We start from the raw sequence: 22,182 nt of genomic DNA on the forward strand, positions 1-22,182 counted from the left end.
CCCGCCCCCCGGGGCCTCCGGGCCTTTCTGGACAGCCGACGATGGGGACTGGATACTCACGACTATGGACGGACAGCCCTCATTCCCGGTGAGAGCGTCCGACACGGAACGGGACCGGGTGCTGCGCGTCCTCAGCGACCGCGTGGCCGAGGGGCGGATGTCCCACGAGACGTTCGAGCGCCGTGTCGACCAGGTGCTGCAGGCGCGCAGCCAGGCCGAGCTGGCCGACATCGTGCACGACCTGCCGCCCGCCGGGCGCGTCGTCAACCGCCTGACCGGCCTGATCTCCCAGGTGTCCCAGGTGACCGCGCGGATCGAGGCCGCCTGGCGCGGGCCGCGGCTGCCGCGGTTCATGCTGCCGCCGCGCGAGCTCGGCCGGATCGTCGTCGGCCGCGCCCCCGGCTGCCAGTTCATCCTCACCGACCTGACCGTCTCGCGCTTCCACGCCGAGATCTACCGGGCCGACGAGGGCTGGATGATCTCCGACCTCGGGTCGATGAACGGCACCCGCGTGAACGGGTGGCGGCTGACCGGCCCGGCGCGCGTCCGGCCCGGCGACGAGGTCGGGTTCGGCAACTCCATCTTCATCGTCACCGCCCCCTGACCCGGCACCGCCCGCTCCCACCGCCGGCGATGCGCGATGCGTGCCGGGGCCGGCCGAACCGCGAAGATGGAGCCCATGACGCAAGATCCGACGCACGTCCTGCTGGCCGGCGACTGGCACGGCAACGCCGCCTGGGCGCGCGGCGTCATCCGGCGGCTCCCCGAACTGCTTCCGGACGAGTCCCCGCGCATCGTCCTCCACGCGGGCGACTTCGGGATATGGCCCGGACCGCAGGGGTGGGCCTACCTCCGCGGCCTCGACCTCGACCTGGCCCGTGTGGACGGCGTCCTGTGGTTCGTCGACGGCAACCACGAGGACCACCCCCGTCTCGCCGAGCTGCCCGATGCGGGTCATCAGGGCGGGCACGGCCGGGTGAGCGACCGCATCTACCACCTCCGCCGCGGTCACCGCTGGACCTGGCACGACCGGACCTGGCTGGCCCTCGGCGGGGCCGTGTCCCTCGACCGGGCCGTCCGCGCGGAGGGCATGTCCTGGTGGCCCGAGGAGGAGATCACCGCGGAGGAGGCCCGGCGCGCGATCGCCGGCGGGCCCGCCGACGTGATGCTCACCCACGACTGCCCCGCCCGCGTCGCGCACGAGTTCCCGCCTCTGCCGGGCTTCTGGGACGGCGAGGACCTGAAGCGGTCCGACGCCCACCGCGAACTCCTGCAGACCGTGGTCGACGCGGTCAAGCCCGGCCACCTGATCCACGGGCATCTGCACAGGGCCTACACCAGGGACGTCGCGATGCCCCACGGGCAGGTCCGGGTGACCGGGTTCGACTGCGACGGCGTGGACGGCAACTGGGGCGTGCTCGACGTGGCGGCGATGAAATGGGACCGGCCGGTCGCGTAGGGTTCCCTGGACCGGCACCGCCCTTGACGTTGTAAGGTCCGGTCGGAAAAGGGAGGCAGTGTGGAGATCGGGTTCGCCGTTCCGACGTCGGGTGCGTGGTCCACCCCCGCCAATCAGGTGACCGTCGCCCGGCGCGCCGAGGAGCTCGGCTACCGCTCGCTGTGGACGCTGCAGCGCCTCCTCAACCCCGCCGGCTCGGACGACCGCACCTACCGCAACGTCCCCGACCCGCTGATCACGCTCGCCTACCTCGCCGGGCACACCACCCGGGCGCGGCTCGGCGTCGCCATCGTCAACATGCCGTTCTACGCCCCGCCGGTCCTGGCCAAGCTGGCCGCCACCCTCGACCACGTCAGCGGCGGGCGGCTCGACCTCGGCCTCGGGAACGGCTGGATGCGCGAGGAGTTCGCCGCGACCGGCGCCCCCATGGAGCGGCGCGGCGCCCGCGCCGAGGAGTTCATCGCCGCGCTGCGCGCCCTGTGGAGCGGCGGGCCCGGGGACGCGGCGCGCTTCCACGGCGAGTTCTACGACATCCCGCCGGTCACCATGGACCCGCGGCCGCTGCAGTCCCCCGGGCCGCCGATCCTGCTGGGCGGCGCCGCCGAGTCGGCGCTGCGCCGCGCCGGGCGGCTGGCGGACGGCTGGGTCAGCTCCAGCCGCACCGACCTCACCACGATCGGCCGCTCCATCGGCGTCGTCCGGGAGGCCGCCGAGCGGGCCGGGCGCGACCCGGCCGCGCTGCGGTTCGTGTGCCGGGGCGCGGTGCGGGTCCGTCCCCCCGGGCAGGCCGGCCGCAAGCCGCTGACCGGTTCCCCCGAAGAGGTCCGGGACGACTTCGCGGCGCTCGCCGCGCAGGGCGTCACCGAGCTGTTCATCGATCTGAACTTCGACCCGGAGGTGACCGGCCCGGAGGCGGGCCCGCGCGCCTCCCTCGGCCGCGCCCTGGAGGCCCTGGACGCGTTCGCGCCCGCCGGGGACGCCGGCTAGAGGGGCGGGCGGCGCGCCTCCCAGGGGGTGCTGAGGACGACCGTCGTCCGCGTCGCGACGTTCGCGGCGGCGCGGATCTGCTGCAGCAGGTCCTCGAGCTCGTTCGGGGACGCGACCCGCACCTTCAGGATGTAGCTCTCCTCGCCCGCCACCGAGTGGCACGCCTCGATCGCCTGGAGATGCGCCAGCCGTTCGGGGGCGTCGTCCGGGGCGGCCGGGTCGGTCGGCTTGATCGACACGAAGGCCGTCAGCGGCAGCCCGATCCGCTGGGTGTCCAGCTGGGCGGCGAACCCGGTGATGATCCCCCGCTTCTGCAGCCGGCGGACGCGCTGGTGCACCGCCGACACCGACAGCCCGGTCTCCTTGGCCAGGTCGGTGAAACTCATCCGCCCGTCGTCGGCCAGCAGCGCGATGATCTGACGATCGATCTCCTCCACGCGGGAAATCTAGCGTGCCGCGGCGGGTGCGTGGGCCCGCTCAGGCCACGGAGCGGGGCGATCCGCCGTTTTTCAGCGGCGGCCGGGGCGAAGCGGGCCGCAGCTGCCGCGCACGACGAGCTCGGCGGGCAGCAGGACGGGCCCGCCCCTCCCCCGCCGCGCGGGCTCGCGCAGCAGCAGCTCGCAGGCGCGGTAGCCGATGTCGTGGCCGGGCCGGGCGACGGCGGTGAGCGGCGGATCGCACAGCTCGGCCCAGGCGACGTCGCCGACCATCGCGATCGACACGTCGGCGGGGACCCGCAGGTCCAGCTCCCGGGCGACGAGGACGGCGGCCTCGCCGAGCAGGTGGCCCGCGGCCAGCACGGCGGTGACGTCCGCGCGGCGCTGCAGCAGGCCGGCGGCGGCCGCGTAGGCGGCGTCGCGGGCGGGGCGGGCGGCGACGACCAGGTCCTCCTCCACCGGGACGCCGAGCTGGGCGAGCGTCTCGCGGAACGCGCGCTCCCGCACCCCGGACGGGCGTCCCGGGGCGCCGCCGAGGAACCCGATGCGGCGGTGGCCGAGCCCGGCGAGGTACTCGGTGAGGGACCGGACGCCGCCCGCGTCGTCGGCGAGGACGGACGGGATGTCCGGCCGCCCCGGCAGCACGCGGTCGGCGAACACGACGCTGGAGCACACGCGGGCGGCGGCGGCCCAGTCGGCGGCGTCCCCGGCGGGCAGCGCGATGATCCCGTCGACCCGCTGCTCGACGAGCCGCTCGACGATCTCGGCCTCGCGGGCGGGGTCGCCGTGCGCGGCGTCCACGATCACGTGCTCGCCGAGGCTGCGGGCGCAGGCCAGGACGCCCGCGACGAGCTCGGCGCAGAACGGGTCGGTGACGTCGGGGACGATCAGGCCGATGCCGCCGGTGCGGCGCAGCTTCAGCCCCCGGCCGAGGGCGCTCGGGCGGTAGTCCAGCCCGGCGGCGGCGGACAGCACGCGCTCGCGGGTGGCGGCGCTGACCGAGCCCGTCCCGGAGAACACCCGCGACACCGTGGCGATGCCGACGCCCGCCGCCGCGGCCACGTCCTTGATCGTCGCGGGCCGCCGTGCCGTCATCCTCGGACCGTCCTTTCCGGGCGCCTTCCGATCATCTTCTCACGGCCCCCTCTCCCCTGGAAACGATTCCATGATGTTTACTCCAGCCAATGCAATGAAAGCCCTGCTCGGCAGAGGGTAAGGGAAACGTTTCCAACAAGGGGTACCGGATGGCCAAGATCGTGCTCGACCGGGTCGACAAGGTGTACAGCGGCGGCGTGAAGGCCGTGGACGGCCTCGACCTGGAGGTCCGCGACGGCGAGTTCATGGTGCTGGTCGGGCCGTCCGGCTGCGGCAAGTCCACCGCGCTGCGGATGATCGCCGGCCTGGAGGAGATCAGCGGCGGGAAGATCTCCATCGGCGACCAGGTCGTCAACGACCTGGCGCCGAAGGACCGCGACATCGCGATGGTCTTCCAGAACTACGCCCTCTACCCGCACATGACGGTCGAGCAGAACCTGGCGTTCGGCCTCAAGCTGCGCGGCACGCCGAAGTCGGAGATCAAGCAGAAGGTCCACGAGGCCGCCAAGATGCTCGGCCTGGAGCAGTACCTGTCCCGCAAGCCGGCCGCACTGTCGGGCGGGCAGCGGCAGCGCGTCGCGATGGGCCGCGCCATCGTCCGCCAGCCGCAGGCGTTCCTGATGGACGAGCCGCTGTCGAACCTGGACGCCAAGCTCCGCGTGTCCATGCGCGCCTCGCTCAGCCAGCTGCACGAGCGGCTCGGCGTCACCACCGTCTACGTCACCCACGACCAGATCGAGGCCATGACGCTCGGGTCCCGGGTGTGCGTGCTGCGGGAGGGGAGGCTGCAGCAGGTCGACACCCCGCAGCGGCTCTTCGACAACCCCGTCAACCTGTTCGTGGCCGGGTTCATCGGCTCGCCGGCGATGAACTTCGTCCTGGCCGACCTGACCTCGGCCGACGGCGGCCCGCAGGTGTCGTTCGCCGGGTACACGCTGCCGGTGCCGGCCGCGGTGCTGGACGGCAAGCCGGGCCTCGCCGACTACGTCGGCCGCCAGGTGATCCTCGGCATCCGCCCGTCGGACTTCGAGGACGCCGCGCACGCCGACCCCGAGTGGGCACCGATGGCGGTGCGCAGCAGCGTCACCGAGGAGCTCGGCAGCGAGATCAACGTGATCTTCACCATCGACGCGCCGCCGGTGGAGCACAAGGACACCGCCGACCTCGCCGAGGACGCCGCCGAGGGCGAGGGCGAGATGGCGATCCCGCTGATCGACAACAAGGCGCTGTGGACGGCCCGCGTCAACTCCCGCTCGCACGTGCGGCCGGGCCAGGACGTGAACCTCGCCGTCGACACCCGCCGGCTGCACTTCTTCGACCAGTCCAGCGGCCTGGCGATCGGGCACCCCGACGCCGGCGGCCGGCAGGGCGCCGCGGACCTGCGCAAGTCCGGCTGACCCCGCCCCGGACGAAACGGTGCCCACGGCCTGGAGAAGGCCGTGGGCACGTTTCGTTGTCCGGTCGTTGTCCGGGGGCCTACTTCACCGAGCCGGCGAGGACGCCCTGGACGAAGTAGCGCTGGAAGGCGAAGAACACGACCAGCGGGACGATCAGCGACAGGAACGCGCCGGGCGCGAGGATGTCGATGTTGCCGGTGAACTGCCGCATCTGGGACTGCAGCCACTTGGTCATCGGCTGCGCCTCGGTGTCGGCGAACACCAGCGCGACCAGCAGGTCGTTCCACACCCACAGGAACTGGAAGATGCCGAGCGAGGCGATCGCCGGCCCGCCCAGCGGGAAGATCACCCTGCGGAAGATCGTCCACTCCGAGCCGCCGTCCATCCGCGCCGCCTCCAGCAGGTCCCGGGGGATCGCCGCGAAGAAGTTGCGGAGCAGGAAGATGGCGAACGGCAGGCCGAACGCGACGTGGAACAGCACCACGCCGGTGACCGACCCGAACATCTGGAACCCGCCGAAATCGATCTTGCCGTACAGCTTGGCGACCGGGATCAGCGCCACCTGGACGGGCACGACCAGCAGCGCGACGACGACCATGAACAGCCAGTCCCGGCCCGGGAACTCCATCCACGCGAACGCGTAGGCGGCGAGGGCGGCGATCGCGACCACCAGCACCGTCGCCGGGACGGTGATCAGCACGGTGTTCCAGAACGAGTCGACGAAGTCGCTCTTGTCCAGCAGCGCGCTGTAGGACTCGGCGGTCAGCTGCGTCGGCTTGGTGAAGACCTGCCACCAGCCGCCCGCGCTGTTGTCCTCGTTGGAGCGCAGCGAGGCGACCAGCAGGCCGAGGGTCGGCACCAGCCAGAACAGCGCGATCAGCACGAGCAGCGCCTGGGCGGCGCCGCCGCCGAGCCTGCCGACGATCCGGGCGGCCACGCCGCGCCTCGGCGCGCCCGCCGCGCCGTCGCCGCCCCTGCCCCCGTTCCCGCCGGCCGCCGGGGACGGTGCCCCGGCCTCCTTCTCCGCGGTGCTCATGAGCGCTCCTGCCGCAGTCGCCGGATGTTGAACAGCATGGCGGGCAGCACGAGCACGAACAGCAGCACGGCGATGGCGCTGCCGGCGCCCTGGTCGTTGCCGCCGCCGAACGACTCGGTCCACATCTGCAGCGCCAGCACGCTGGCGTCGGGTTCGCCGCCGCCGATGATGTAGACGAGGTCGAACACCTTCAGGACGTTGATGACCAGCGTCACCAGCACGACCATCAGGACGGGTGCGAGCAGCGGGATCGTCACCCGCCGGAACACCTGCCACTCGGTGGCGCCGTCGACGCGGGCCGCCTCCAGCGCGTCCCGCGGGATGGCGGCGAGCCCGGCGGCGATCAGCACCATCGCGAACCCGGACCACACCCACAGGTACGACCCGATGATCGCCGGTGTGATCAGCGTGCCGCCGAGCCACTCCGCACCGCGGTAGGCGGCGGTGAAGTTGTCCTTCGGGAGCCGGATCATGAACGCCCCGTCGGGCACGTCCCTCATCGTGAAGGTGCCGTCGGCGCTCGTGGTCGCCTCGGCGACCACCTTGCCGTTCTGCACGACCTCGACCTTGATCCCGGGCAGCCCGGACTCGCCGGCGTTCGGGACGTTCTGCTGGCCCCCGCCGCCCTTGGTGAAGTCGAACCAGACCGCGCCGGTGAGCTGCCCCGGCTTGGCCGCCGGCGGCTGCGCGGCGGGCTTGGCGTCCTCCGGCAGGTACTCGGGCTTGACCTTCAGCAGCGGGAGGAGCGCGGTCTGGCCCGCCGAGTACGACCGCACCGAGCCGACGGAGCCGTCCTCGTCCTGCCGGACGACGGCGTTGCCGCCGCTGCGCGGTCCCGCGCCGGGGTAGGTCGTGTCCTTGGCGAACGTGTCGTGGATCGCGACCATCGCGGCGTTGGCGATGCCCTTGTCGGGGTCCTGCTGGTACACCAGCCGGAAGATCACGCCGGAGGCGAGGAACGAGATCGCCATCGGCATGAACACCACGAGCTTGAACACCGTGGCCCACCGGATCCGCTCGGTGAGCACGGCGAACAGCAGGCCGATGACGGTCACCACGGTGGGCGCGACCACGACCCAGATCGCGGTGTTGCGCACCGCGACGAGGTTGTCGTGTCCCTTGAAGACCCCGGTGTAGTTGTCGACGCCGACGAACGAGTCGCCCGAGGCGTCGAACAGGCTGCGGATCACCGAGTACACGATCGGGTAGACCACGAGGAAGCCGAGCAGCACGAGCGCCGGCAGCAGGAACATCATGGCCAGCCACGACGGCGGGGTCAGCCGCTCGCGTCCGGGGCGGGCCGGGGACGCCGCGGCCGGCGGGCCGACGGCGGCGGCGCCGCCGGCCGTCGCGGCCGGCGGCACCTCCTCATTCGGAGCCTTCATCCAGGGATTCCCTACTCGTCGGCCCTACTTGTAGGCCTTGGCGGCCTCGGCCTCCAGCTTGGCCTGCGTGCCCTTGACGTCCGTGGGGTTCTGCACGAACTGGCGCAGCGCCTCCCACTCGCCCTTGCCGGGCGTCGCGCCGAACGCGGCGGGCGCCAGGTCGGACATGTCGTAGCGGGCCGCGTCGCCGGACTTCTGCAGCTGCTCGATCAGCTGCTTGGCGATCGGGTCGGAGTAGGCGCTGGAGGGCACGTTCTTGTTCGGCGTCAGGTAGCCGCCGAGCCCGGCCCACACCTTGCCCGCCTCGGGGGAGGCGAGGAACTTCATCAGCTCCTGGGCGCCCTTGCCGTCCTTCAGCGCGACCGCGACGTCGCCGCCGAGGATCGCCGGGGCGGTGTCGCCGGCCTGCGGGAACGCGAACACCTTGGCGTCGGTGCCGACCTTGGCCTTGGTGGTGGCGATGTTGGCGGCGGCGAAGTCGCCGCCGTAGACCATGGCGGCCTTCTCCTGCCCGAAGACCTGGGTGACCGACTCGTCGAACTTGGTCTTGGTCGCGGTGGCGACGCCGCCGTTCAGGAAGTCGGGCTTGCCCCAGATCTCGGCGAGCGTCTGCAGCGCCTTGCCGACCGTCGGGTCGGTCCACTTGATCTCGTGCTTGGCGAGCTTGTCGTAGTTCTCCGGCCCGGCCTGCGACAGGTAGACGTTCTCGAACCAGTCGGTCAGCGTCCAGGAGTCCTGCGGGCCGGCGGCCAGGGTGACCGGGGTGGTGCCGGCGTCCTGCAGGGTGCCCGCGGCCTTGGTCAGGTCGGCCCACGTGGCGGGCGGCTGGACGCCGGCGTCCTCGAACACCTGCGGCCGGTACCACAGGATCGACTTGTAGGCGGCCTTGACCATCACGCCGTAGGTCTTGCCGTCGGAGGAGCCGAGCTCCTTCCAGTACGGCGCGAAGTTCTTGCCGACCTCGGCCACCACGTCGTCGCCGAGGGGCTTGAGCGACCCCTTCTCGGCGTACTGCTGCATCAGGCCGGGCTGCGGCAGGATCGCCACGTCCGGCGGGTTCTTGGCCTCGATGCGCGGGCCGAGGTAGGCGTCGGTGTTCTCACCGGTGGAGGCGTAGTTGACCTTCGCGCCGGTCTTCTTCTCGAACGCCTGCAGGACCTTGCGGAAGTTGGTCTCCTCCGGGCCGGTCCACTTGGCCGCGACCTCGATGGTGGTGCCCTTGAGCGCTCCCCCGCCCGCGGGCTCGGATCCCTCGTCGCCGTCGTCGCCGCCGCACGCGGCGGCCGCGGACAGGAGCATCGCCGCGGTTACGGCGATGCCTGTCAGCCTGCTGACCCTCATTCCTCATCCTCCCTGAGCGGACCGGCGTCGTCGGATCCCCAGATCGACGCGCCGGACTCGATATCGAAGAAGTGCAGGCGGCCGGTGTCGACGTGGATCGTCACCGGGTCGCCCACCTTCACGCGGGTGCGCGGGCTGAACCGCGCGACCAGGTCCGTGCGGGGGCTCTCCAGGTGCCCCAGCACGTCGGTGCCCGCGTCGCGCGCGAGTTCCTTGGTGTCCTCGGTGACGACCTGGGACGCCTCGACCGCGAAGTGGACCAGCACGTCCGAGCCCATCGCCTCCACGAGGTCGGCGGTGGAGGTCAGCCCGGACCCCTCGGGCGTGTCCACCAGCTCGGAGTCCTCCATGTCCTCGGGGCGGATGCCGACGACGACGTCGCTCCCGAGGCGGGACGCGAGGGCGGGGCGCTCGGTCAGCACCGCGGCCGGCAGCGTCAGGGTCTGGCCGCCGATCTCCAGGCGCGGGTTCTCCGCGTCGCCGGACAGCGTGCCCTGGATCAGGTTCATGGCCGGGGAGCCGATGAAGCCGGCGACGAACAGGTTCGCCGGCCGGTCGTAGAGCTCCTGCGGCGGGGCGACCTGCTGCAGCTCGCCCTTCTTCATCACCGCGACGCGGTCGCCGAGCGTCATCGCCTCGGTCTGGTCGTGGGTGACGTAGATCGTGGTGACGCCGAGGTCGCGCTGGATGCGGGCGATCTCGGCGCGCATCTGCACCCGCAGCTTGGCGTCGAGGTTGGACAGCGGCTCGTCCATCAGGAACGCCTGCGGCTCGCGGACGATCGCGCGGCCCATCGCGACGCGCTGCCGCTGCCCGCCCGACAGGTTGCGGGGCTTGCGCGACAGGTGCTCGGTGAGGCCGAGGATGTCGGCGGCGCGGTCCACCTTCTCCCTGATCTCGGCCTTGGGCAGCTTGCGCAGCGACAGCCCGAACCCGATGTTGTCGCGGACCGACAGGTGCGGGTAGAGCGCGTAGCTCTGGAAGACCATCGCGACGTCGCGGTCGCGGGCGGGCACCCGGTTGACGACCCGGCCGCCGATCGTGACCTCGCCCTCGGAGATCTCCTCCAGCCCGGCGACCATCCGCAGCGCGGTGGTCTTGCCGCAGCCCGACGGGCCGACCAGGACGAGGAACTCCCCGTCGTCGATGTGCAGGTTCAGGTCGGTCACGGCCCGCGTGCCGTCGGGATAGACCTTCCCGACGCCGATCAGGTCGACCTCTGCCACGGCGTCTCCTCTTCGTCACGGCACGTCGATGCGGAGGAACACGATTTACCCCCGCGTAACAATGCAACAAGGAGGTACAGGGCAGACCGCCCGGACCGCAATACGCAGGGTGCGGGCTGACGCATTTGGTACGTAGATCGTTACCGACCCGTTTCCGGGTCAATTTGCGCCGTCCGAAAACGAGGCGAGGGCGCGGAACGAAACCCGTCCGCGCCCTCGTCCGGCGTCCGCTCCCGCGGTGGTCAGTCCACGATGACCAGGCCGCGCCCGGTGACGTTCAGCGGCTCGTGGCCGTCCTCGGTGCACACGACGATGTCCTCGATGCGGGCGCCGTGCGGGCCGGGGTAGATGCCCGGCTCGATCGAGAACGCCATGCCGGGCTCCAGCGGCTCGCGGTTGCCGGCGACGATGTAGGGGTCCTCGTGCGACTCCAGCCCGATGCCGTGCCCGGTGCGGTGGAAGAAGTGCTCGCCGTACCCGGCGGCGGCGATGATGTCGCGGCCCGCCGCGTCCACCGCCTCGGGCGTGGCCCCCGGCCGGACGGCCTCCGAGGAGGCGCGCTGCGCCTCCTCCAGCACCCCGTAGTAGGCGAGGTACTCGGCGGGCGGCTCGCCGACGCAGTAGTTGCGGGTCGAGTCCGAGCAGTATCCGCTCGGCATCGTCCCGCCGATGTCGACCACGACGGGCTCGCCGTGCCGGATGGCGCGGTCGGAGAGCTCGGCGTGCGGGTTCGCGCCATTCGGGCCGGACCCGACGATCACGAAGTCGACCTGGGCGTGCCCCTCGGCGATGATCGCGTCGGCGATGTCGCGGCCGACCTCCCGCTCGGTGCGCCCGGCCTCCAGCAGGTCCGGCACGCGGCGGTGCACCCGGTCGATCGCCGCGCCGGCCTCGCGCAGCGCGGCCACCTCGGCGGCGGACTTGCGGATCCGCAGGCCGCGCAGCACCGGGCCCGCGGCGACCTGCTCGGCGTCCGGCAGCGCGGCGCGGAACCGCAGCGCCATCACCGCCCACATCCGGTCCGCGACGGCCACCTTCGCCCGCCCGCGCGGCAGCCGGGCGGCCGTCAGGGCGTAGGGGTCCTCGGTCTCGTCCCACGGCACCAGCTCGATCCCGAGCGCCCCGGCCGGCGACGCCTGCGCCGCGGGGACCTCCAGCCGCGGGACGACCAGGAACGGCTCGCCCTCCGCGGGCACCGCCAGGCAGGTCAGCCGCTCCAGCTGCTTCGCGTCGTAGCCGGTGACGTAGCGCAGGTCCGGCCCCGGCGTCAGCAGCACGGCCCCGAGGCCCGCCTTCGCCACCGCCTCCCGCACCAGCCCGACGCGCTCCCGCGGATACAACTCCGTCGTCACACCCGTCTCCATTCCTCTGTCCCGTCCGATGACCCGGTCCTGTCCGATGACCCGGTTCCAGGATCGCAGGAGCGGCGGAGCGGCGCGGCGTCGGACCCGCGTGGCAGCATGTGCGTCATGGGTGGGCTGATGCTGCTGGACACGCCGTCGCTGTACTTCCGCGCCTTCTTCGGGGTGCCCGAGTCGGTGAAGGCGCCCGACGGCACGCCGGTGAACGCGGTGCGCGGCCTCATCGACATGATCGCGCGGCTCGTCCAGGACCGGCGACCCGACCGCCTTGTGTGCTGCATGGACGCCGACTGGCGGCCCGCGTTCCGGGTGGCCGCGCTGCCGTCCTACAAGGCGCACCGCGTCGCCGGCGACGGCGGCGACCAGACGCCGGACGCGCTGGAGGCGCAGCTTCCGATCATCGACCAGGTGCTGGACGCGTTCGGGCTGGCGCGCGCGGGCGTCCCCGGCTACGAGGCCGACGACGTGATCGGGACGCTGGCCGTCCGGGGCGGCGCGCAGGGGCCGGTCGACATCGTGACCGGCGACCGCGACCTGTTCCAGCTCGTCGACGACGCCGGTCCGGTCGCCGTCCTGTACACGGCGCGGGGCATCCGGAACCTGCAGGTGATGGGCGAGAAGGAGGTCGCGGCCAAGTACGGCATCCCGGGCCGCGGCTACGGCGACTACGCGACGCTGCGGGGCGACCCGAGCGACGGGCTGCCCGGCGTGCCGGGCGTCGGCGACAAGACCGCGGCGGCGCTGGTCACCCGGTTCGGGTCGGTCGGCGGCATCCTCGCGGCCCTCGACGCGGGCACCGACGAGGGGTTCCCGGCGGGCGCCCGCCGCCGGATGGAGGCGGCCCGCGAGTACCTCGCCGCGGCCGAGACGGTGGTCCGGGTCGTCACCGACATCGACGCGCCCGAGCTGGCGGGGCTGGACGACCGGCTGCCCGCCGAGCCGCGCGACGCCGCGGCCCTCGTGGAGCTCGCGGACCGCTGGAACCTCTCCAGCCCCGTCAACCGCCTGCTGAACGCCCTCTCCCGCTGACCGTCCGAGATTTCACTGCAATTTACGCCAAAAGTGTCAGAAGACGCAGACAGCGCGTTCCCCGGCGTGCAGCATGCGGAACAGTGAGGGGTTCTCATAGGCACATGCAGGCGACCGGTACCCGCGGCACTGGGCCTCACCGCCCCACTCCCCCCATCTGCCGCGGGTGCCGGTTCACCCCGAACCCCGGACCGGAGACGGACGTGCCGTGAGTGAGCGGACCATTCCCCGCGGCGGTCCCGCCGCGAGCCCCGGCGGCGGATTCTGGGACGCGCTGGACGTGCCGGAGCGCGCGGCGCTGCGCGCCTCCGGCCGGTCGCGGACCTACGCCCCGCGGGTGCCCCTGTGCTATCAGGGCGACGATTCCGACCACATCATCATCATCGAGTCGGGCTGGGCGAAGGTCACCTCCGCCGGCGAGGACGGCCGCGTGGTGGTGCTCGCCGTGCGCGGGCCCGGCGACCTGGTCTGCGAGAGCGCGGTGCTCGGCCGCCGGGAGCGGTCGGCGACCGTCCAGGCGCTCGACCACGTCCGGGCGCTGGTGGTGCCCGCGGCCCGGTTCACCGCGTTCCTGGACGCCCATCCCCGCGTGTGGCTGCTGGTCAGCGGCACGTTCGTGCGGCGGCTCGACGACGCCGACCGCAGGCTGCAGGCGCACGTGTCGGCGCAGGGCGCCCGGCGGCTGGCCCTGCTGCTGGACGGGCTCGCCGAGCTGTCGGCGCGGCACGTCCCGCCGGGGCCGGACGGCGCCATCGCCATCGGTCCCCCGCTGTCGCAGGAGGAGCTCGGGAGCTGGATGGACGCCTCCCGGGAGACGGTGGCGCGGGCGCTGGCCACGCTCCGGCGCGAGGGGCTGGTCAGCACCGGCTGGCGCAAGATCACCGTGGAGGACCCGGCGCGGCTGCGGGCGTTCGCGCAGAGCCCCGAGGACTGAACCCGCTCGCGCGGCGCCGAGGGTGGGTGCGCACCGGGCGCACGCCTTTACATTGTAGATTCGGATTAGGACGGCGCGTCCGTCCCGTACGCTCGGTTCTGTGCCGCGCCGACCGCTGCGACTGCGTACCGCCGAGGCCGACGCCGAGGTCCGCGCGGGGCTCGACCGGATCCGCGCCGAGTACTCGGTGCCCGGCGCGTTCCCGCCCGCCGTCCTCGCCGAGGCCGCGGGGGCCGGCGTGCCGGCCGACGGCCGCGCCGACCTGCGCGACGTGCCGTTCTTCACCCTGGACCCGCCCGGCTCGATGGACCTGGACCAGGCGATGCACCTGGAGCGGCGCGGGTCCGGGCACCGGGTGCGGTACGCGATCGCGGACGTGGCCGGGTTCGTCACGCCGGGCGGCGCCCTGGACGCCGAGGCCCGCGCCCGGGGCGTCACGCTCTACCTGCCGGACGCGAACTCGCCGCTGCATCCGCGCCCCCTGTCGGAGGGCAGCGCGAGCCTGCTGCCGGGCCGGGACCGCCCGGCCGTGGCGTGGACGATCGACATCGACGACGCGGGCCGGATCACCGGCGTGGACGTGCGGCGCGCGATCGTCCGCAGCCGCGACCGGCTCGACTACGCCACCGCCCGGCACGACGACGGCGACCCGCGGATCGCGCTGCTCGGCGAGATCGGCGAGCGGCTGATCGCGGCGGAGGCGGCGCGCGGCGGGGTGAGCCTGCCGCTGCCCGAGCAGGAGGTCGTGCACGCCGGCGGCGGGTGGGCGCTGAAGCTGCGCGGCGACCTCGCGACCGAGGCGTGGAACGCGCAGATCTCGCTGCTGACCGGGCGGGCCGCGGCCCGGCTGATGCTGGCCGGCGGCGTCGGGCTGCTGCGCACGATGCCGCCCGCGCCCGCCGAGGCGGTCGGGCGGCTGCGGCTGGCGGCCCGCGCGCTCGGCGTCGCCTGGCCGGGGGACGCCTCCTATGGTGACATCGTCCGCGCGCTCGACCCGTCCCTGCCCCGGCACGCGGCGTTCCTGCATGACGCGGCGGCGCTGATGCGCGGCGCCGGCTACACCGCGTTCGACGGGGCGCCGCCCGAGCAGGCCGTGCACGCCGCGGTCGCGGCGCCGTACGCGCACGTCACGGCGCCGATCCGGCGGCTGGCGGACCGGTACGCCTCCGAGGTCTGCCTGGCGCTGGCGGCGGGGCGCCCCGTGCCGGGCTGGGCGCGGGAGGCGCTGCCGGGCCTGCCCGAGGTGATGCAGCGGGCGCTGCGGCGGGGCGCCGACGTCGACCACGCGTGCGTCGACCTGGTGGAGGCGCTGCTGCTGCGCGACCATGTCGGCGAGGTGTTCGACGCGGTGGTGGTGGACGTCAGCGCCGACGGCTCCGGCGGGCGCGTCCAGCTCGTGGCGCCGCCGGTGTTCGGCCGCTGCGAGGGGGCGGGGCTGCCGCTCGGCGAGCAGGTCAAGGTGCGGCTGGAGGAGGCGGACCCGGCGCGGCGCCGGGTCCTGTTCTCCCCCGTGGCGTGACCGCGGGGCGGGTCACCGGCGGCGGCCGGAGCGGCGCGGGCGCCAGTTCGTGCTCGTCCCGACGCCGGCGAAGTGCAGCGCGATGAGCAGCAGGCCGAGGACGGTCAGCGTCCCGTTGTTGATGGCGTCGGACGCGTAGTCGGCCAGGTCGAAGAGCAGGGCAAGGGCGAAGACGATCGCGGCGACGATCGCGAGCATGTCGGCCTCCGTGGGTCGGGGGCCCTGGCGCGGGCCCCTCGGCTGCCTACCGGATCTCCCCGGGCCGGTCGGGCAAACCGCCGGCGCTTTTCGGTCACCCGATACCGGGCACGACAGCCCGTCCCCGGTCGCTACGCGGCGTCGAGGCGCAGGTGCTCTCCGAGTTCGGCGGTGACGGCGGCGTTGAGCCGGTAGGCGGCCTTGACCTCGGCGATGACGCGGTCCTGCTCGGCGGCGTCCCAGGGGGCGGCGTCCAGCAGCGCGCGGTAGCGGTCCTTGTAGGCCTTGGGCTTGCCGGGGAAGCGGTAGAAGCGCACGCCGTCGTCGCCGGCCGACAGCTCCAGGGTCTTGCGCACCTGGACCCCGATGTACTGCCCGCCGGACAGGTCGCCCAGGTAGCGGGTGTAGTGGTGCGCGACGAACCCGCCCGGCCAGTCGAAGCACACCTCGCGGAGGCGGTCGCAGTAGCGGGCCGTCGCCTCGTTCGGCCGGACGCGGGTGCGCCAGCGCGGCCCGTGGAAGTGGGCCAGGTCGGCCTCCAGCGCGTCGCGGCGGCGCAGGCCGGCGAGGTCGAACGGGCCGGCGACCGGGTCGCGGGCCATCCGGTCGGCGGCCCGCTCCAGCAGGTCGTAGACGGGGTACAGCTGGGCCACCAGGGCGGCGTACTCCTCGCCGCCGAGCCGGCCCTCGACCAGCGCGCTCATGTAGGCCGAGGTCTCGTTGTCCCCGTGGTCGCTCCAGGTGGCGGCCCGCAGCCGCGCGGAGAACGACGCGTTTTCCGACGCCATGTCGGCTACGTTACCTACGCACCGTCGGGAACGTCCAGTGGGGCGCCGAGCGCCGCGCGCGCCTCGTGGGTCATGCGGACGACCTCGTGGCGCACCTGCGGCCGTGCGGTGAGGTGCTCGCTGAAGGGGATCCGGACCGGGTGCTCGGCGCCGCCGTCGGTGACGGCGAACTCGATGCCGGTGGCGTCCATTCCGGTCATCCTGGCCGCGGTCGCGCCGGGCCGGTCGCCGAGCGCGCGGCAGATCGTGAGGCAGTCGGCGGCGTGGTCGTCGTTCATGTGCCGCTTGATCTGCTCCACGACGTCGTCGCCGAAGGGGTCCGCGTCGGTCATGGGTGGGGTCCTTTCCGGTGGGCGGCGGCTAAACGGACAGGCCTTTGTAGACCCGCAGGGCGTTGCCGCCGAGGACGAGGGCCAGGGTCTCCTCGCCGAGGCCGAGGGCGGCGACGGCGCGGGCGTTGCGGGCGACGCCGGGGACGCCGGGCCAGTCGGTGCCGTAGACGAACTTGCGGGCCAGGCGCTCCAGGTCGTACCGGGCGTAGTACTCGGGGAGCCGGCGGGGCGGCAGCCCGGACAGCTCGATCCACACGTTCTCGCGGGACAGCGCGAGGAACGCGGCGGCGTCGTACCACCAGCCGCGCCCGCCGTGCGCGAGAACGAACGTCAGGCCGGGGAACAGCCGCAGCACGTCGTCGACCGGCGCGGGGTCGGCGTACCGGTTGGCGGAGCCGGGGAACGAGCTGGTGCCGCAGTGCACGACGACGGGCAGGCCCGCGTCGCGGCACACCTCGTAGGCGGGGTAGAGCTCCGGGTCGGCGACGCTGAACCCGCCGTGGACGGGGTGCAGCTTGAGCGCGGCGGCGCCGAACCGCAGCTGCCGCTCGACCTCGTCGCCGATCGGGTAGTGCAGGTGCGGGTTGACGTTGGCGATGGGCCTGAAGCGCCGCGGGTTGTGCTTGAGGAGCGGCACCAGGTCCTCGATGGGCTGCGTGCCGGTGGTCTTCGGGCTGTACTCGCACAGCAGCAGGGCGATGTCGACGCCCTCGCCCTCGAAGTAGGCGTCGACCCGCTCGGGCACGAGGGTGCCGTCGGCGTCGTAGAGGTCCTGCCAGGGGTGGGAGGAGCCGAACTCCTCGGCCCACTGCCGCCAGGCCGGCGGCAGCGTCGGCAGCCGGGCGGTGTGCACGTGCGCGTCGACCAGCGGGCGTCCGTCGAGCATCAACGCCTCCGGGTCAGGGCTGGATCCGGGTGAGTTCGGCGGCGTAGCGGCGGCCGTTCCCGACGTACATGGCGACGGCCTCGGCGTGCCATTTCTCGTCGATCCCGCCGGGGCGGGCGCGGGCCGGGACGCCGAGGGCGGTGTGCTCGGGCGGGACGGCGCCGCCCTCGGTGAGGACGGCGCCGGCGCCGACCACGCCGCGGGTGCCGACGCGGGCGCGGTTGAGGACGACGGACCCGGATCCGACGAGGCAGCGGTCCTCGACGACGCAGCCCTCCAGGTGGGCGTTGTGGCCGATCACGCAGTCGGCGCCGATGACGGTCGGCCACCGCGCGGTGGTGTGCACGACGGTGCCGTCCTGGACGGACGTGCGGGCGCCGACGGTGATCGTCCCGTAGTCGCCGCGCAGCACGGCGCCGGGCCACACGGTGGCGTCCTCCCCGAGGGTCACCGACCCGATGACGGTCGCGTCCGGGTGGACGTACGCGGACGGATGGATGTCGGGTACCTGGTCTCCCAGCGCGTAGACGGCCATGCGGCGGAGCCTACCCGCGCCGTGTCAGGCGGCGTCCATCGAGTCCCGGGTGCCCGCCGGGTCCTGGGCGTCCACCGAGTCCTGCTCGTCGAGCCAGGCGACGATGCCCTCCACGGCGCCGCGGCAGCTCCCGCAGCCGGTGCTCGCCCGGGTCTCGCGCGCGATGTCGGCGGCGGTGCGGGCGCCGGCCTGCCAGCAGGCGCGGATCTGTCCCTTGCTGACGTTGTTGCACTGGCAGACGGTCGCGGCGTCGGGCATCCGCAGCGGCGATTCGGCCTCGGCGGCGGCGCCGACGCCGGGGAACAGCAGGCCGAGGCGCTCGGCGGGCAGCGGCGCGGCCCGGTCGTACAGCTGGGTGAGGGTGCCGGCGGTGGAGGTCTCGCCGAGCAGGATCGCGCCGATCAGCCGGCCGTCGCGGATGACGGCCTTCTTGTAGGTGCCGCGGGCGGAGTCGGTGAACCGGACGACCTCCACGTCGTCGTCATCGTCGCCGAAGTGGGTCTCCCCCATCGACGCCAGCTCGATGCCGGCGGCCTTGAGGCGGGTGATCTGGCGGGCGCCGGTGAACCGGGCGCCGGGGTCGGTGCCGGCGAGGAGACCGGCGAGCACGCCCGCCTGCTCCCAGGCGGGCGCGACCAGCCCGTAGACCTCGTCGCGGTGCTCGGAGCACTCGCCGATGGCGCGGACGGCGGGGTCGGTGACCGAGCGCAGCTCGTCGTCGACGATCACGGCGCGGCCGATCGCCAGTCCCGCGTCGCGGGCCAGGGACACCTCGGGCCGGACGCCGCACGACAGGATCACCAGGTCGGTGTCGATGACCTCCGTGCCGCCGCCGGGCAGGGCCAGCTCGACGCCGGTGACCGCGCCGCCGGCGGTGCGCAGCGCGGCGACGTTGGACTGCAGGCGGGTGCCGATGCCGAGGGCGGCGAGGGTGCGGGCGAGGACCTTCCCGGCGGCGGGGTCGAGCTGGCGTTCCATGAGGTGCCCGGCCAGGTGCAGGACGGTCACCTCCAGCCCGCGGCCCATCAGCCCGCGGGCGGCCTCGATGCCGAGCAGGCCGCCGCCGACGACGACCGCGCGCCGCGCGGAGTCGGCCAGTTCGGAGATGCGGCGGCAGTCGTCGAGCGTGCGGAACACCAGCGCGCCCTGCGGCAGGCCGTCCTCGAGGCCGGGCATCGGCGGGATGAACGCGGTGCTGCCGGTCGCGAGGACGAGGGTGGCGTAGGGGGTGGCGGTGCCGTCGGAGGCGTGGACGGTGCGGGCCTCGCGGTCGATGCGGGTGACCTCGACGCCGAGCCGGGCGTCCACGCCGTGCGAGGCGTACCAGGCGGTGTCGACGAGGCTGATGTGGTCGGGGCGGGTCATCCCGGCGAGGACGTTGGACAGCAGTACCCGGTTGTAGGGGCGCTGCCGCTCGGCGCCGAACACCGTGACCGGGGTCGCGGTGTCCCGGGCGCGCAGTTCGCCGACGAACCGCGAGCCGGCCATGCCGTTGCCGACGACGACGATGCCGGCGTCGCGGCCCGCCGCGGCTGCGGTGCTCACCGCTTCACCTCCAGGGGAAGGGGTTTGATCTGGTCGCGCTCGACCGCGAAGGCGATGCTCGGGTCGGGGGTGTGGGGGGCGTTGACGAACGAGACGAACCGGCCGAGCCGCTCGGGGTCGTCCAGGGTGTCGCGCCATTCGTCGGAGTAGGCGGCGACGTGGCGCTCCATGGCGGCGTCGAGGTCGGCGCAGATGCCGAGCCGGTCGTCGACGATGACCTCGCGGAGGTAGTCCAGTCCGCCGTCGAGGGCCTCCAGCCAGCCGGCGGTGCGCTGCAGCCGGTCGGCGGTGCGGATGTAGAACATCAGGAACCGGTCGATGTAGGTGATCAGCTCGTCGTCGGTGAGGTCGGTGGCGAACAGGTCGGCGTGCCGGGGCCGCATGCCGCCGTTCCCGGCGAGGTAGAGGTTCCAGCCGTTCTCGGTGGCGATGACGCCGAAGTCCTTGCTCTGCGCCTCGGCGCACTCGCGGGCGCATCCGGACACGGCGGACTTCAGCTTGTGCGGGGCGCGCAGTCCCCGGTACCGCAGTTCCAGGCGGATCGCCATCGCGGCGGAGTCCTGGACGCCGTAGCGGCACCAGGTCGACCCGACGCACGACTTCACGGTCCGCAGCGCCTTCCCGTAGGCGTGCCCGGACTCGAACCCGGCGTCGACGAGCCGCCGCCAGATGTCGGGGAGCTGCTCGACGCGGGCGCCGAACAGGTCGATCCGCTGCCCACCGGTGATCTTGGTGTAGAGGCCGAAGTCGCGGGCGACCTCGCCGATCACGATGAGCTTCTCGGGGGTGATCTCCCCGCCGGGGACGCGCGGGACGACCGAGTAGGTGCCGTTCTTCTGCAGGTTCGCCAGGAAGTGGTCGTTGGTGTCCTGAAGGGCGGCCTGCTCGCCCTCCAGGATGTGGCCGTTGCCGAGGCTGGCGAGGATGGAGGCGACGGCGGGCTTGCAGATGTCGCAGCCGCGGCCGGTCCCGTGCTCCTCGACCAGCTGGGTGAAGCTGGTGACCTGCCCGGCGCGGACGATGTCGAACAGCTCGGCGCGGCTGTAGTCGAAGTGCTCGCACAGGGCCTTGCTGACCTCGATCCCGGCGGCGGTGAGCTCGGCGTCCAGGATGCGCTTGACGAGGGGGACGCAGCTGCCGCAGCTCGTCCCGGCGCGGGTGCAGTCCTTGACGCCGGGGACGTCGGTGAGGGAGTGGTCGGCGATCGCGCAGCGGATGCCCTCGGCGGTGACGTTGTTGCAGGAGCAGATGACGGTGGCGCCGGGCAGGTCGCCGCCCGCGGTCTCGGTCCCGCCGAACAGCATCTGCTCGGGCGCGCCGGGCAGGCCGCCGCCGACGTAGGCGCGCAGGGTCCCGTACGACTCGGCGTCGCCGACGAGGACGCCGCCGAGCAGGGTCTGCGCGTCGTCGCTGACCAGGAGCTTCTTGTAGACGCCGGCGACAGGGTCGGTGTAGGTGACGCCGAGCGCGCCCTGCTCGGGTCCGGCGAACGGGTCGCCGAAGCTGGCGACGTCCACGCCCATCAGCTTGAGCTTGGTCGACATGTCGGCGCCCTCGAACACGGCGGTGCTGGTGTCGGACAGCAGCCGGTCGGCGACGACCTCGGCCATGGAGAAGCAGGGCCCGACGAGCCCGTGGACGGCGCCGCCGACGAGGGCGCACTCGCCGATCGCCCAGACGGCGGGGTCCTCGGTGCGGCAGGAGTCGTCCACCACGATCCCGCCGCGCTCCCCGACCGGCAGGCCGCAGCCGCGGGCCAGCTCGTCGCGGGGGCGGATGCCGGCGGAGAACACCACGACCTCGGCGTCGATCTCCGCGCCGCCGTCGAGCACGACGCGGCGGACCGCGCCGTCGTCGCCGGCCTCCAGGGCGCGCATCGGGGTGCCGGCGTGCACGGCCATGCCGAGGGCCTCGATGTGGCGGCGCAGCATCGCGCCGCCGCCCTCGTCGAGCTGGCGGGGCATCAGCCAGGGCGCGACCTCGACGACGCCGCTGCGCAGCCCGAGGCCCTGCAGGGCGCGGGCGGCCTCCAGGCCGAGCAGTCCGCCGCCGACGACGGCGCCGGTGGTCCGGCCCCGCGCGTACTCGCGGATGGCGTCCAGGTCGTCGATGGTGCGGTAGACGAACACGCCGGGCAGGTCGCGGCCCTCGACGGGCGGCACGAACGGCGCCGACCCGGTGGCGAGGACGAGCGCGTCGTAGGGCTCCTCGCGTCCCGCCGAGGTGGTGACGGTGCGGGCGGCGCGGTCGATGGCGGTGACCCGTTCGCCGGTGCGCACGGTGACCCCGCCGCCGTGCGCCGGGTAGGCCAGGTCGGCGCCCTCCAGGTGGGTCGTCAGCGCGACCCGGTCGTAGGCGGGGCGGGGCTCCTCGCCGATCACGGTGATCGTCCACGTCCCGGCGGCGTCGCGTTCGCGCAGGGCCTCCACCAGGCGGTGCGCGGCCGGTCCGTGGCCCGCCACGACCAACCGTTTGTCCGGTTTGCTGTCGGCTCCCATGAGCCCCGATCTTCGGCGGCCCGTATTTCCCGTATGGATCCCGGATGTCACCCACACGTTAACTGGCCCTCACTCCGGCCCCGCCCGCCAGGCGGGGCGGGGACGGTGGCGGCCGGCCGGGCGGGCGCGCGGACCCGGCGAAGTCGTGCGCCGAATCCGTTTCCTTCGGGGGATCTGTACGAGAAGGTCGGATG

At 73.5% G+C, this 22,182-nt stretch carries 21 protein-coding genes; 7 read left to right on the forward strand and 14 right to left on the reverse strand.

Going from position 1 to position 22,182, the window contains the following annotated elements; translation table 11 throughout:
- Positions 1–64: 64 nt before the first annotated feature.
- From K8Z49_RS06385 to K8Z49_RS06395, 3 genes are all read left to right on the forward strand, one after another.
- Positions 65–604, forward strand: a complete 540-nt coding sequence (locus K8Z49_RS06385) for a DUF1707 and FHA domain-containing protein (protein ID WP_024935925.1) — start codon at positions 65–67, stop codon at positions 602–604.
- A gap of 75 nt (positions 605–679) precedes the next feature.
- Positions 680–1,459, forward strand: coding sequence for a metallophosphoesterase family protein (locus K8Z49_RS06390; protein WP_075022433.1), 780 nt, complete (start codon positions 680–682; stop codon positions 1,457–1,459).
- A gap of 60 nt (positions 1,460–1,519) precedes the next feature.
- A complete protein-coding gene (locus tag K8Z49_RS06395; RefSeq protein ID WP_111831118.1) occupies positions 1,520–2,446 on the forward strand; it encodes a TIGR03619 family F420-dependent LLM class oxidoreductase in 927 nt (308 codons plus the stop codon).
- On the opposite strand, the gene K8Z49_RS06400 is transcribed toward K8Z49_RS06395, so the two are convergent.
- Together K8Z49_RS06400 and K8Z49_RS06405 are read right to left on the reverse strand one after the other, a co-directional pair.
- The gene (locus K8Z49_RS06400; protein WP_024935923.1) at positions 2,443–2,883 is read right to left on the reverse strand and encodes an Lrp/AsnC family transcriptional regulator; all 441 of its coding nucleotides are present in this window, start codon (positions 2,881–2,883) and stop codon (positions 2,443–2,445) included. The two genes, K8Z49_RS06395 and K8Z49_RS06400, sit on opposite strands and share 4 nt — an antisense overlap.
- A 72-nt stretch (positions 2,884–2,955) precedes the next feature.
- The gene (locus K8Z49_RS06405) at positions 2,956–3,978 is read right to left on the reverse strand and encodes a LacI family DNA-binding transcriptional regulator (protein ID WP_021599979.1); all 1,023 of its coding nucleotides are present in this window, start codon (positions 3,976–3,978) and stop codon (positions 2,956–2,958) included.
- A 149-nt stretch (positions 3,979–4,127) separates the two neighbouring features.
- Here K8Z49_RS06405 and K8Z49_RS06410 point away from each other — a divergent pair, with 149 nt between their 5' ends.
- Positions 4,128–5,375 (forward strand): ABC transporter ATP-binding protein, encoded by a 1,248-nt coding sequence (locus K8Z49_RS06410; protein ID WP_021599980.1) that lies wholly within the window; start codon positions 4,128–4,130, stop codon positions 5,373–5,375.
- Positions 5,376–5,454: 79 nt separating this feature from the next.
- Here the strand turns inward: K8Z49_RS06410 and K8Z49_RS06415 are convergent, their stop codons facing one another.
- The 5 genes from K8Z49_RS06415 to K8Z49_RS06435 all read right to left on the reverse strand — a co-directional run bounded on the left by K8Z49_RS06415 (position 5,455) and on the right by K8Z49_RS06435 (position 11,715).
- Positions 5,455–6,411: a carbohydrate ABC transporter permease gene (locus K8Z49_RS06415; RefSeq protein WP_024935922.1), complete on the reverse strand. Its 957-nt coding sequence runs from the start codon at positions 6,409–6,411 to the stop codon at positions 5,455–5,457.
- Positions 6,408–7,796 carry a carbohydrate ABC transporter permease gene (locus K8Z49_RS06420; RefSeq protein ID WP_024935921.1) on the reverse strand — a complete coding sequence of 463 codons (1,389 nt, stop codon included), beginning with the start codon at positions 7,794–7,796 and terminating at the stop codon, positions 6,408–6,410. The genes K8Z49_RS06415 and K8Z49_RS06420 overlap by 4 nt, the downstream gene beginning before the upstream one ends.
- A gap of 24 nt (positions 7,797–7,820) precedes the next feature.
- The gene (locus K8Z49_RS06425) at positions 7,821–9,137 is read right to left on the reverse strand and encodes an ABC transporter substrate-binding protein (protein ID WP_024935920.1); all 1,317 of its coding nucleotides are present in this window, start codon (positions 9,135–9,137) and stop codon (positions 7,821–7,823) included.
- The gene (locus tag K8Z49_RS06430) at positions 9,134–10,363 is read right to left on the reverse strand and encodes an ABC transporter ATP-binding protein (RefSeq protein WP_021599193.1); all 1,230 of its coding nucleotides are present in this window, start codon (positions 10,361–10,363) and stop codon (positions 9,134–9,136) included. Before K8Z49_RS06430 ends, K8Z49_RS06425 begins: the two co-directional genes overlap by 4 nt.
- 242 nt (positions 10,364–10,605) lie before the next feature.
- A complete protein-coding gene (locus K8Z49_RS06435) occupies positions 10,606–11,715 on the reverse strand; it encodes a M24 family metallopeptidase (protein WP_412517830.1) in 1,110 nt (369 codons plus the stop codon).
- Positions 11,716–11,832: 117 nt separating this feature from the next.
- Between K8Z49_RS06435 and K8Z49_RS06440 the strand changes: the two genes are divergently transcribed.
- The 3 genes from K8Z49_RS06440 to K8Z49_RS06450 all read left to right on the forward strand — a co-directional run bounded on the left by K8Z49_RS06440 (position 11,833) and on the right by K8Z49_RS06450 (position 15,206).
- Positions 11,833–12,753, forward strand: coding sequence for a 5'-3' exonuclease (locus K8Z49_RS06440; protein WP_081842771.1), 921 nt, complete (start codon positions 11,833–11,835; stop codon positions 12,751–12,753).
- A 208-nt stretch (positions 12,754–12,961) separates the two neighbouring features.
- Positions 12,962–13,687: a Crp/Fnr family transcriptional regulator gene (locus K8Z49_RS06445; RefSeq protein WP_021599190.1), complete on the forward strand. Its 726-nt coding sequence runs from the start codon at positions 12,962–12,964 to the stop codon at positions 13,685–13,687.
- Positions 13,688–13,787: 100 nt separating this feature from the next.
- On the forward strand, positions 13,788–15,206 hold the full coding sequence (locus tag K8Z49_RS06450; protein WP_024935918.1) for an RNB domain-containing ribonuclease: 1,419 nt from the start codon (positions 13,788–13,790) through the stop codon (positions 15,204–15,206).
- 12 nt (positions 15,207–15,218) lie between these two features.
- On the opposite strand, the gene K8Z49_RS06455 is transcribed toward K8Z49_RS06450, so the two are convergent.
- The 7 genes from K8Z49_RS06455 to nirB form a co-directional block, all read right to left on the reverse strand.
- Positions 15,219–15,404 (reverse strand): hypothetical protein, encoded by a 186-nt coding sequence (locus tag K8Z49_RS06455; RefSeq protein ID WP_075022437.1) that lies wholly within the window; start codon positions 15,402–15,404, stop codon positions 15,219–15,221.
- 131 nt (positions 15,405–15,535) lie between these two features.
- A complete protein-coding gene (locus tag K8Z49_RS06460) occupies positions 15,536–16,192 on the reverse strand; it encodes a heme oxygenase (biliverdin-producing) (RefSeq protein WP_021598774.1) in 657 nt (218 codons plus the stop codon).
- 14 nt (positions 16,193–16,206) lie between these two features.
- Positions 16,207–16,524: a DUF2470 domain-containing protein gene (locus tag K8Z49_RS06465; RefSeq protein ID WP_021598773.1), complete on the reverse strand. Its 318-nt coding sequence runs from the start codon at positions 16,522–16,524 to the stop codon at positions 16,207–16,209.
- A 28-nt stretch (positions 16,525–16,552) separates the two neighbouring features.
- Positions 16,553–17,410 carry an amidohydrolase family protein gene (locus tag K8Z49_RS06470; RefSeq protein WP_021598771.1) on the reverse strand — a complete coding sequence of 286 codons (858 nt, stop codon included), beginning with the start codon at positions 17,408–17,410 and terminating at the stop codon, positions 16,553–16,555.
- Between the two features lie 13 nt (positions 17,411–17,423).
- Positions 17,424–17,945, reverse strand: a complete 522-nt coding sequence (locus K8Z49_RS06475) for a gamma carbonic anhydrase family protein (protein ID WP_021598770.1) — start codon at positions 17,943–17,945, stop codon at positions 17,424–17,426.
- Between the two features lie 24 nt (positions 17,946–17,969).
- Entirely contained in the window at positions 17,970–19,490 is a 1,521-nt protein-coding gene (locus tag K8Z49_RS06480) for an FAD-dependent oxidoreductase (RefSeq protein ID WP_412517831.1), read from the reverse strand.
- Entirely contained in the window at positions 19,487–21,988 is a 2,502-nt protein-coding gene (gene nirB / locus K8Z49_RS06485) for a nitrite reductase large subunit NirB (RefSeq protein ID WP_021598768.1), read from the reverse strand. The genes K8Z49_RS06480 and nirB overlap by 4 nt, the downstream gene beginning before the upstream one ends.
- Positions 21,989–22,182 lie beyond the last annotated feature (194 nt).

It is taken from the genome of Actinomadura madurae, assembly GCF_047130825.1.
Lineage (GTDB): Bacteria > Actinomycetota > Actinomycetes > Streptosporangiales > Streptosporangiaceae > Spirillospora > Spirillospora madurae.

Excerpts from the sequence above, each read along its gene's own strand:
- K8Z49_RS06425 (WP_024935920.1), bottom strand. The coding sequence starts at position 9,137 with ATGAGGGTCAGCAGGCTGACAGGCATCGCCGTAACCGCGGCGATGCTC.
- K8Z49_RS06470 (WP_021598771.1), bottom strand. The coding sequence starts at position 17,410 with ATGCTCGACGGACGCCCGCTGGTCGACGCGCACGTGCACACCGCCCGG.
- K8Z49_RS06390 (WP_075022433.1), top strand. The coding sequence starts at position 680 with ATGACGCAAGATCCGACGCACGTCCTGCTGGCCGGCGACTGGCACGGC.
- K8Z49_RS06440 (WP_081842771.1), top strand. The coding sequence starts at position 11,833 with ATGGGTGGGCTGATGCTGCTGGACACGCCGTCGCTGTACTTCCGCGCC.
- K8Z49_RS06465 (WP_021598773.1), bottom strand. The coding sequence starts at position 16,524 with ATGACCGACGCGGACCCCTTCGGCGACGACGTCGTGGAGCAGATCAAG.
- nirB (WP_021598768.1), bottom strand. The coding sequence starts at position 21,988 with ATGGGAGCCGACAGCAAACCGGACAAACGGTTGGTCGTGGCGGGCCAC.
- K8Z49_RS06415 (WP_024935922.1), bottom strand. The coding sequence starts at position 6,411 with ATGAGCACCGCGGAGAAGGAGGCCGGGGCACCGTCCCCGGCGGCCGGC.
- K8Z49_RS06420 (WP_024935921.1), bottom strand. The coding sequence starts at position 7,796 with ATGAAGGCTCCGAATGAGGAGGTGCCGCCGGCCGCGACGGCCGGCGGC.
- K8Z49_RS06385 (WP_024935925.1), top strand. The coding sequence starts at position 65 with ATGGACGGACAGCCCTCATTCCCGGTGAGAGCGTCCGACACGGAACGG.
- K8Z49_RS06455 (WP_075022437.1), bottom strand. The coding sequence starts at position 15,404 with ATGCTCGCGATCGTCGCCGCGATCGTCTTCGCCCTTGCCCTGCTCTTC.
- K8Z49_RS06475 (WP_021598770.1), bottom strand. The coding sequence starts at position 17,945 with ATGGCCGTCTACGCGCTGGGAGACCAGGTACCCGACATCCATCCGTCC.
- K8Z49_RS06460 (WP_021598774.1), bottom strand. The coding sequence starts at position 16,192 with ATGGCGTCGGAAAACGCGTCGTTCTCCGCGCGGCTGCGGGCCGCCACC.
- K8Z49_RS06410 (WP_021599980.1), top strand. The coding sequence starts at position 4,128 with ATGGCCAAGATCGTGCTCGACCGGGTCGACAAGGTGTACAGCGGCGGC.
- K8Z49_RS06405 (WP_021599979.1), bottom strand. The coding sequence starts at position 3,978 with ATGACGGCACGGCGGCCCGCGACGATCAAGGACGTGGCCGCGGCGGCG.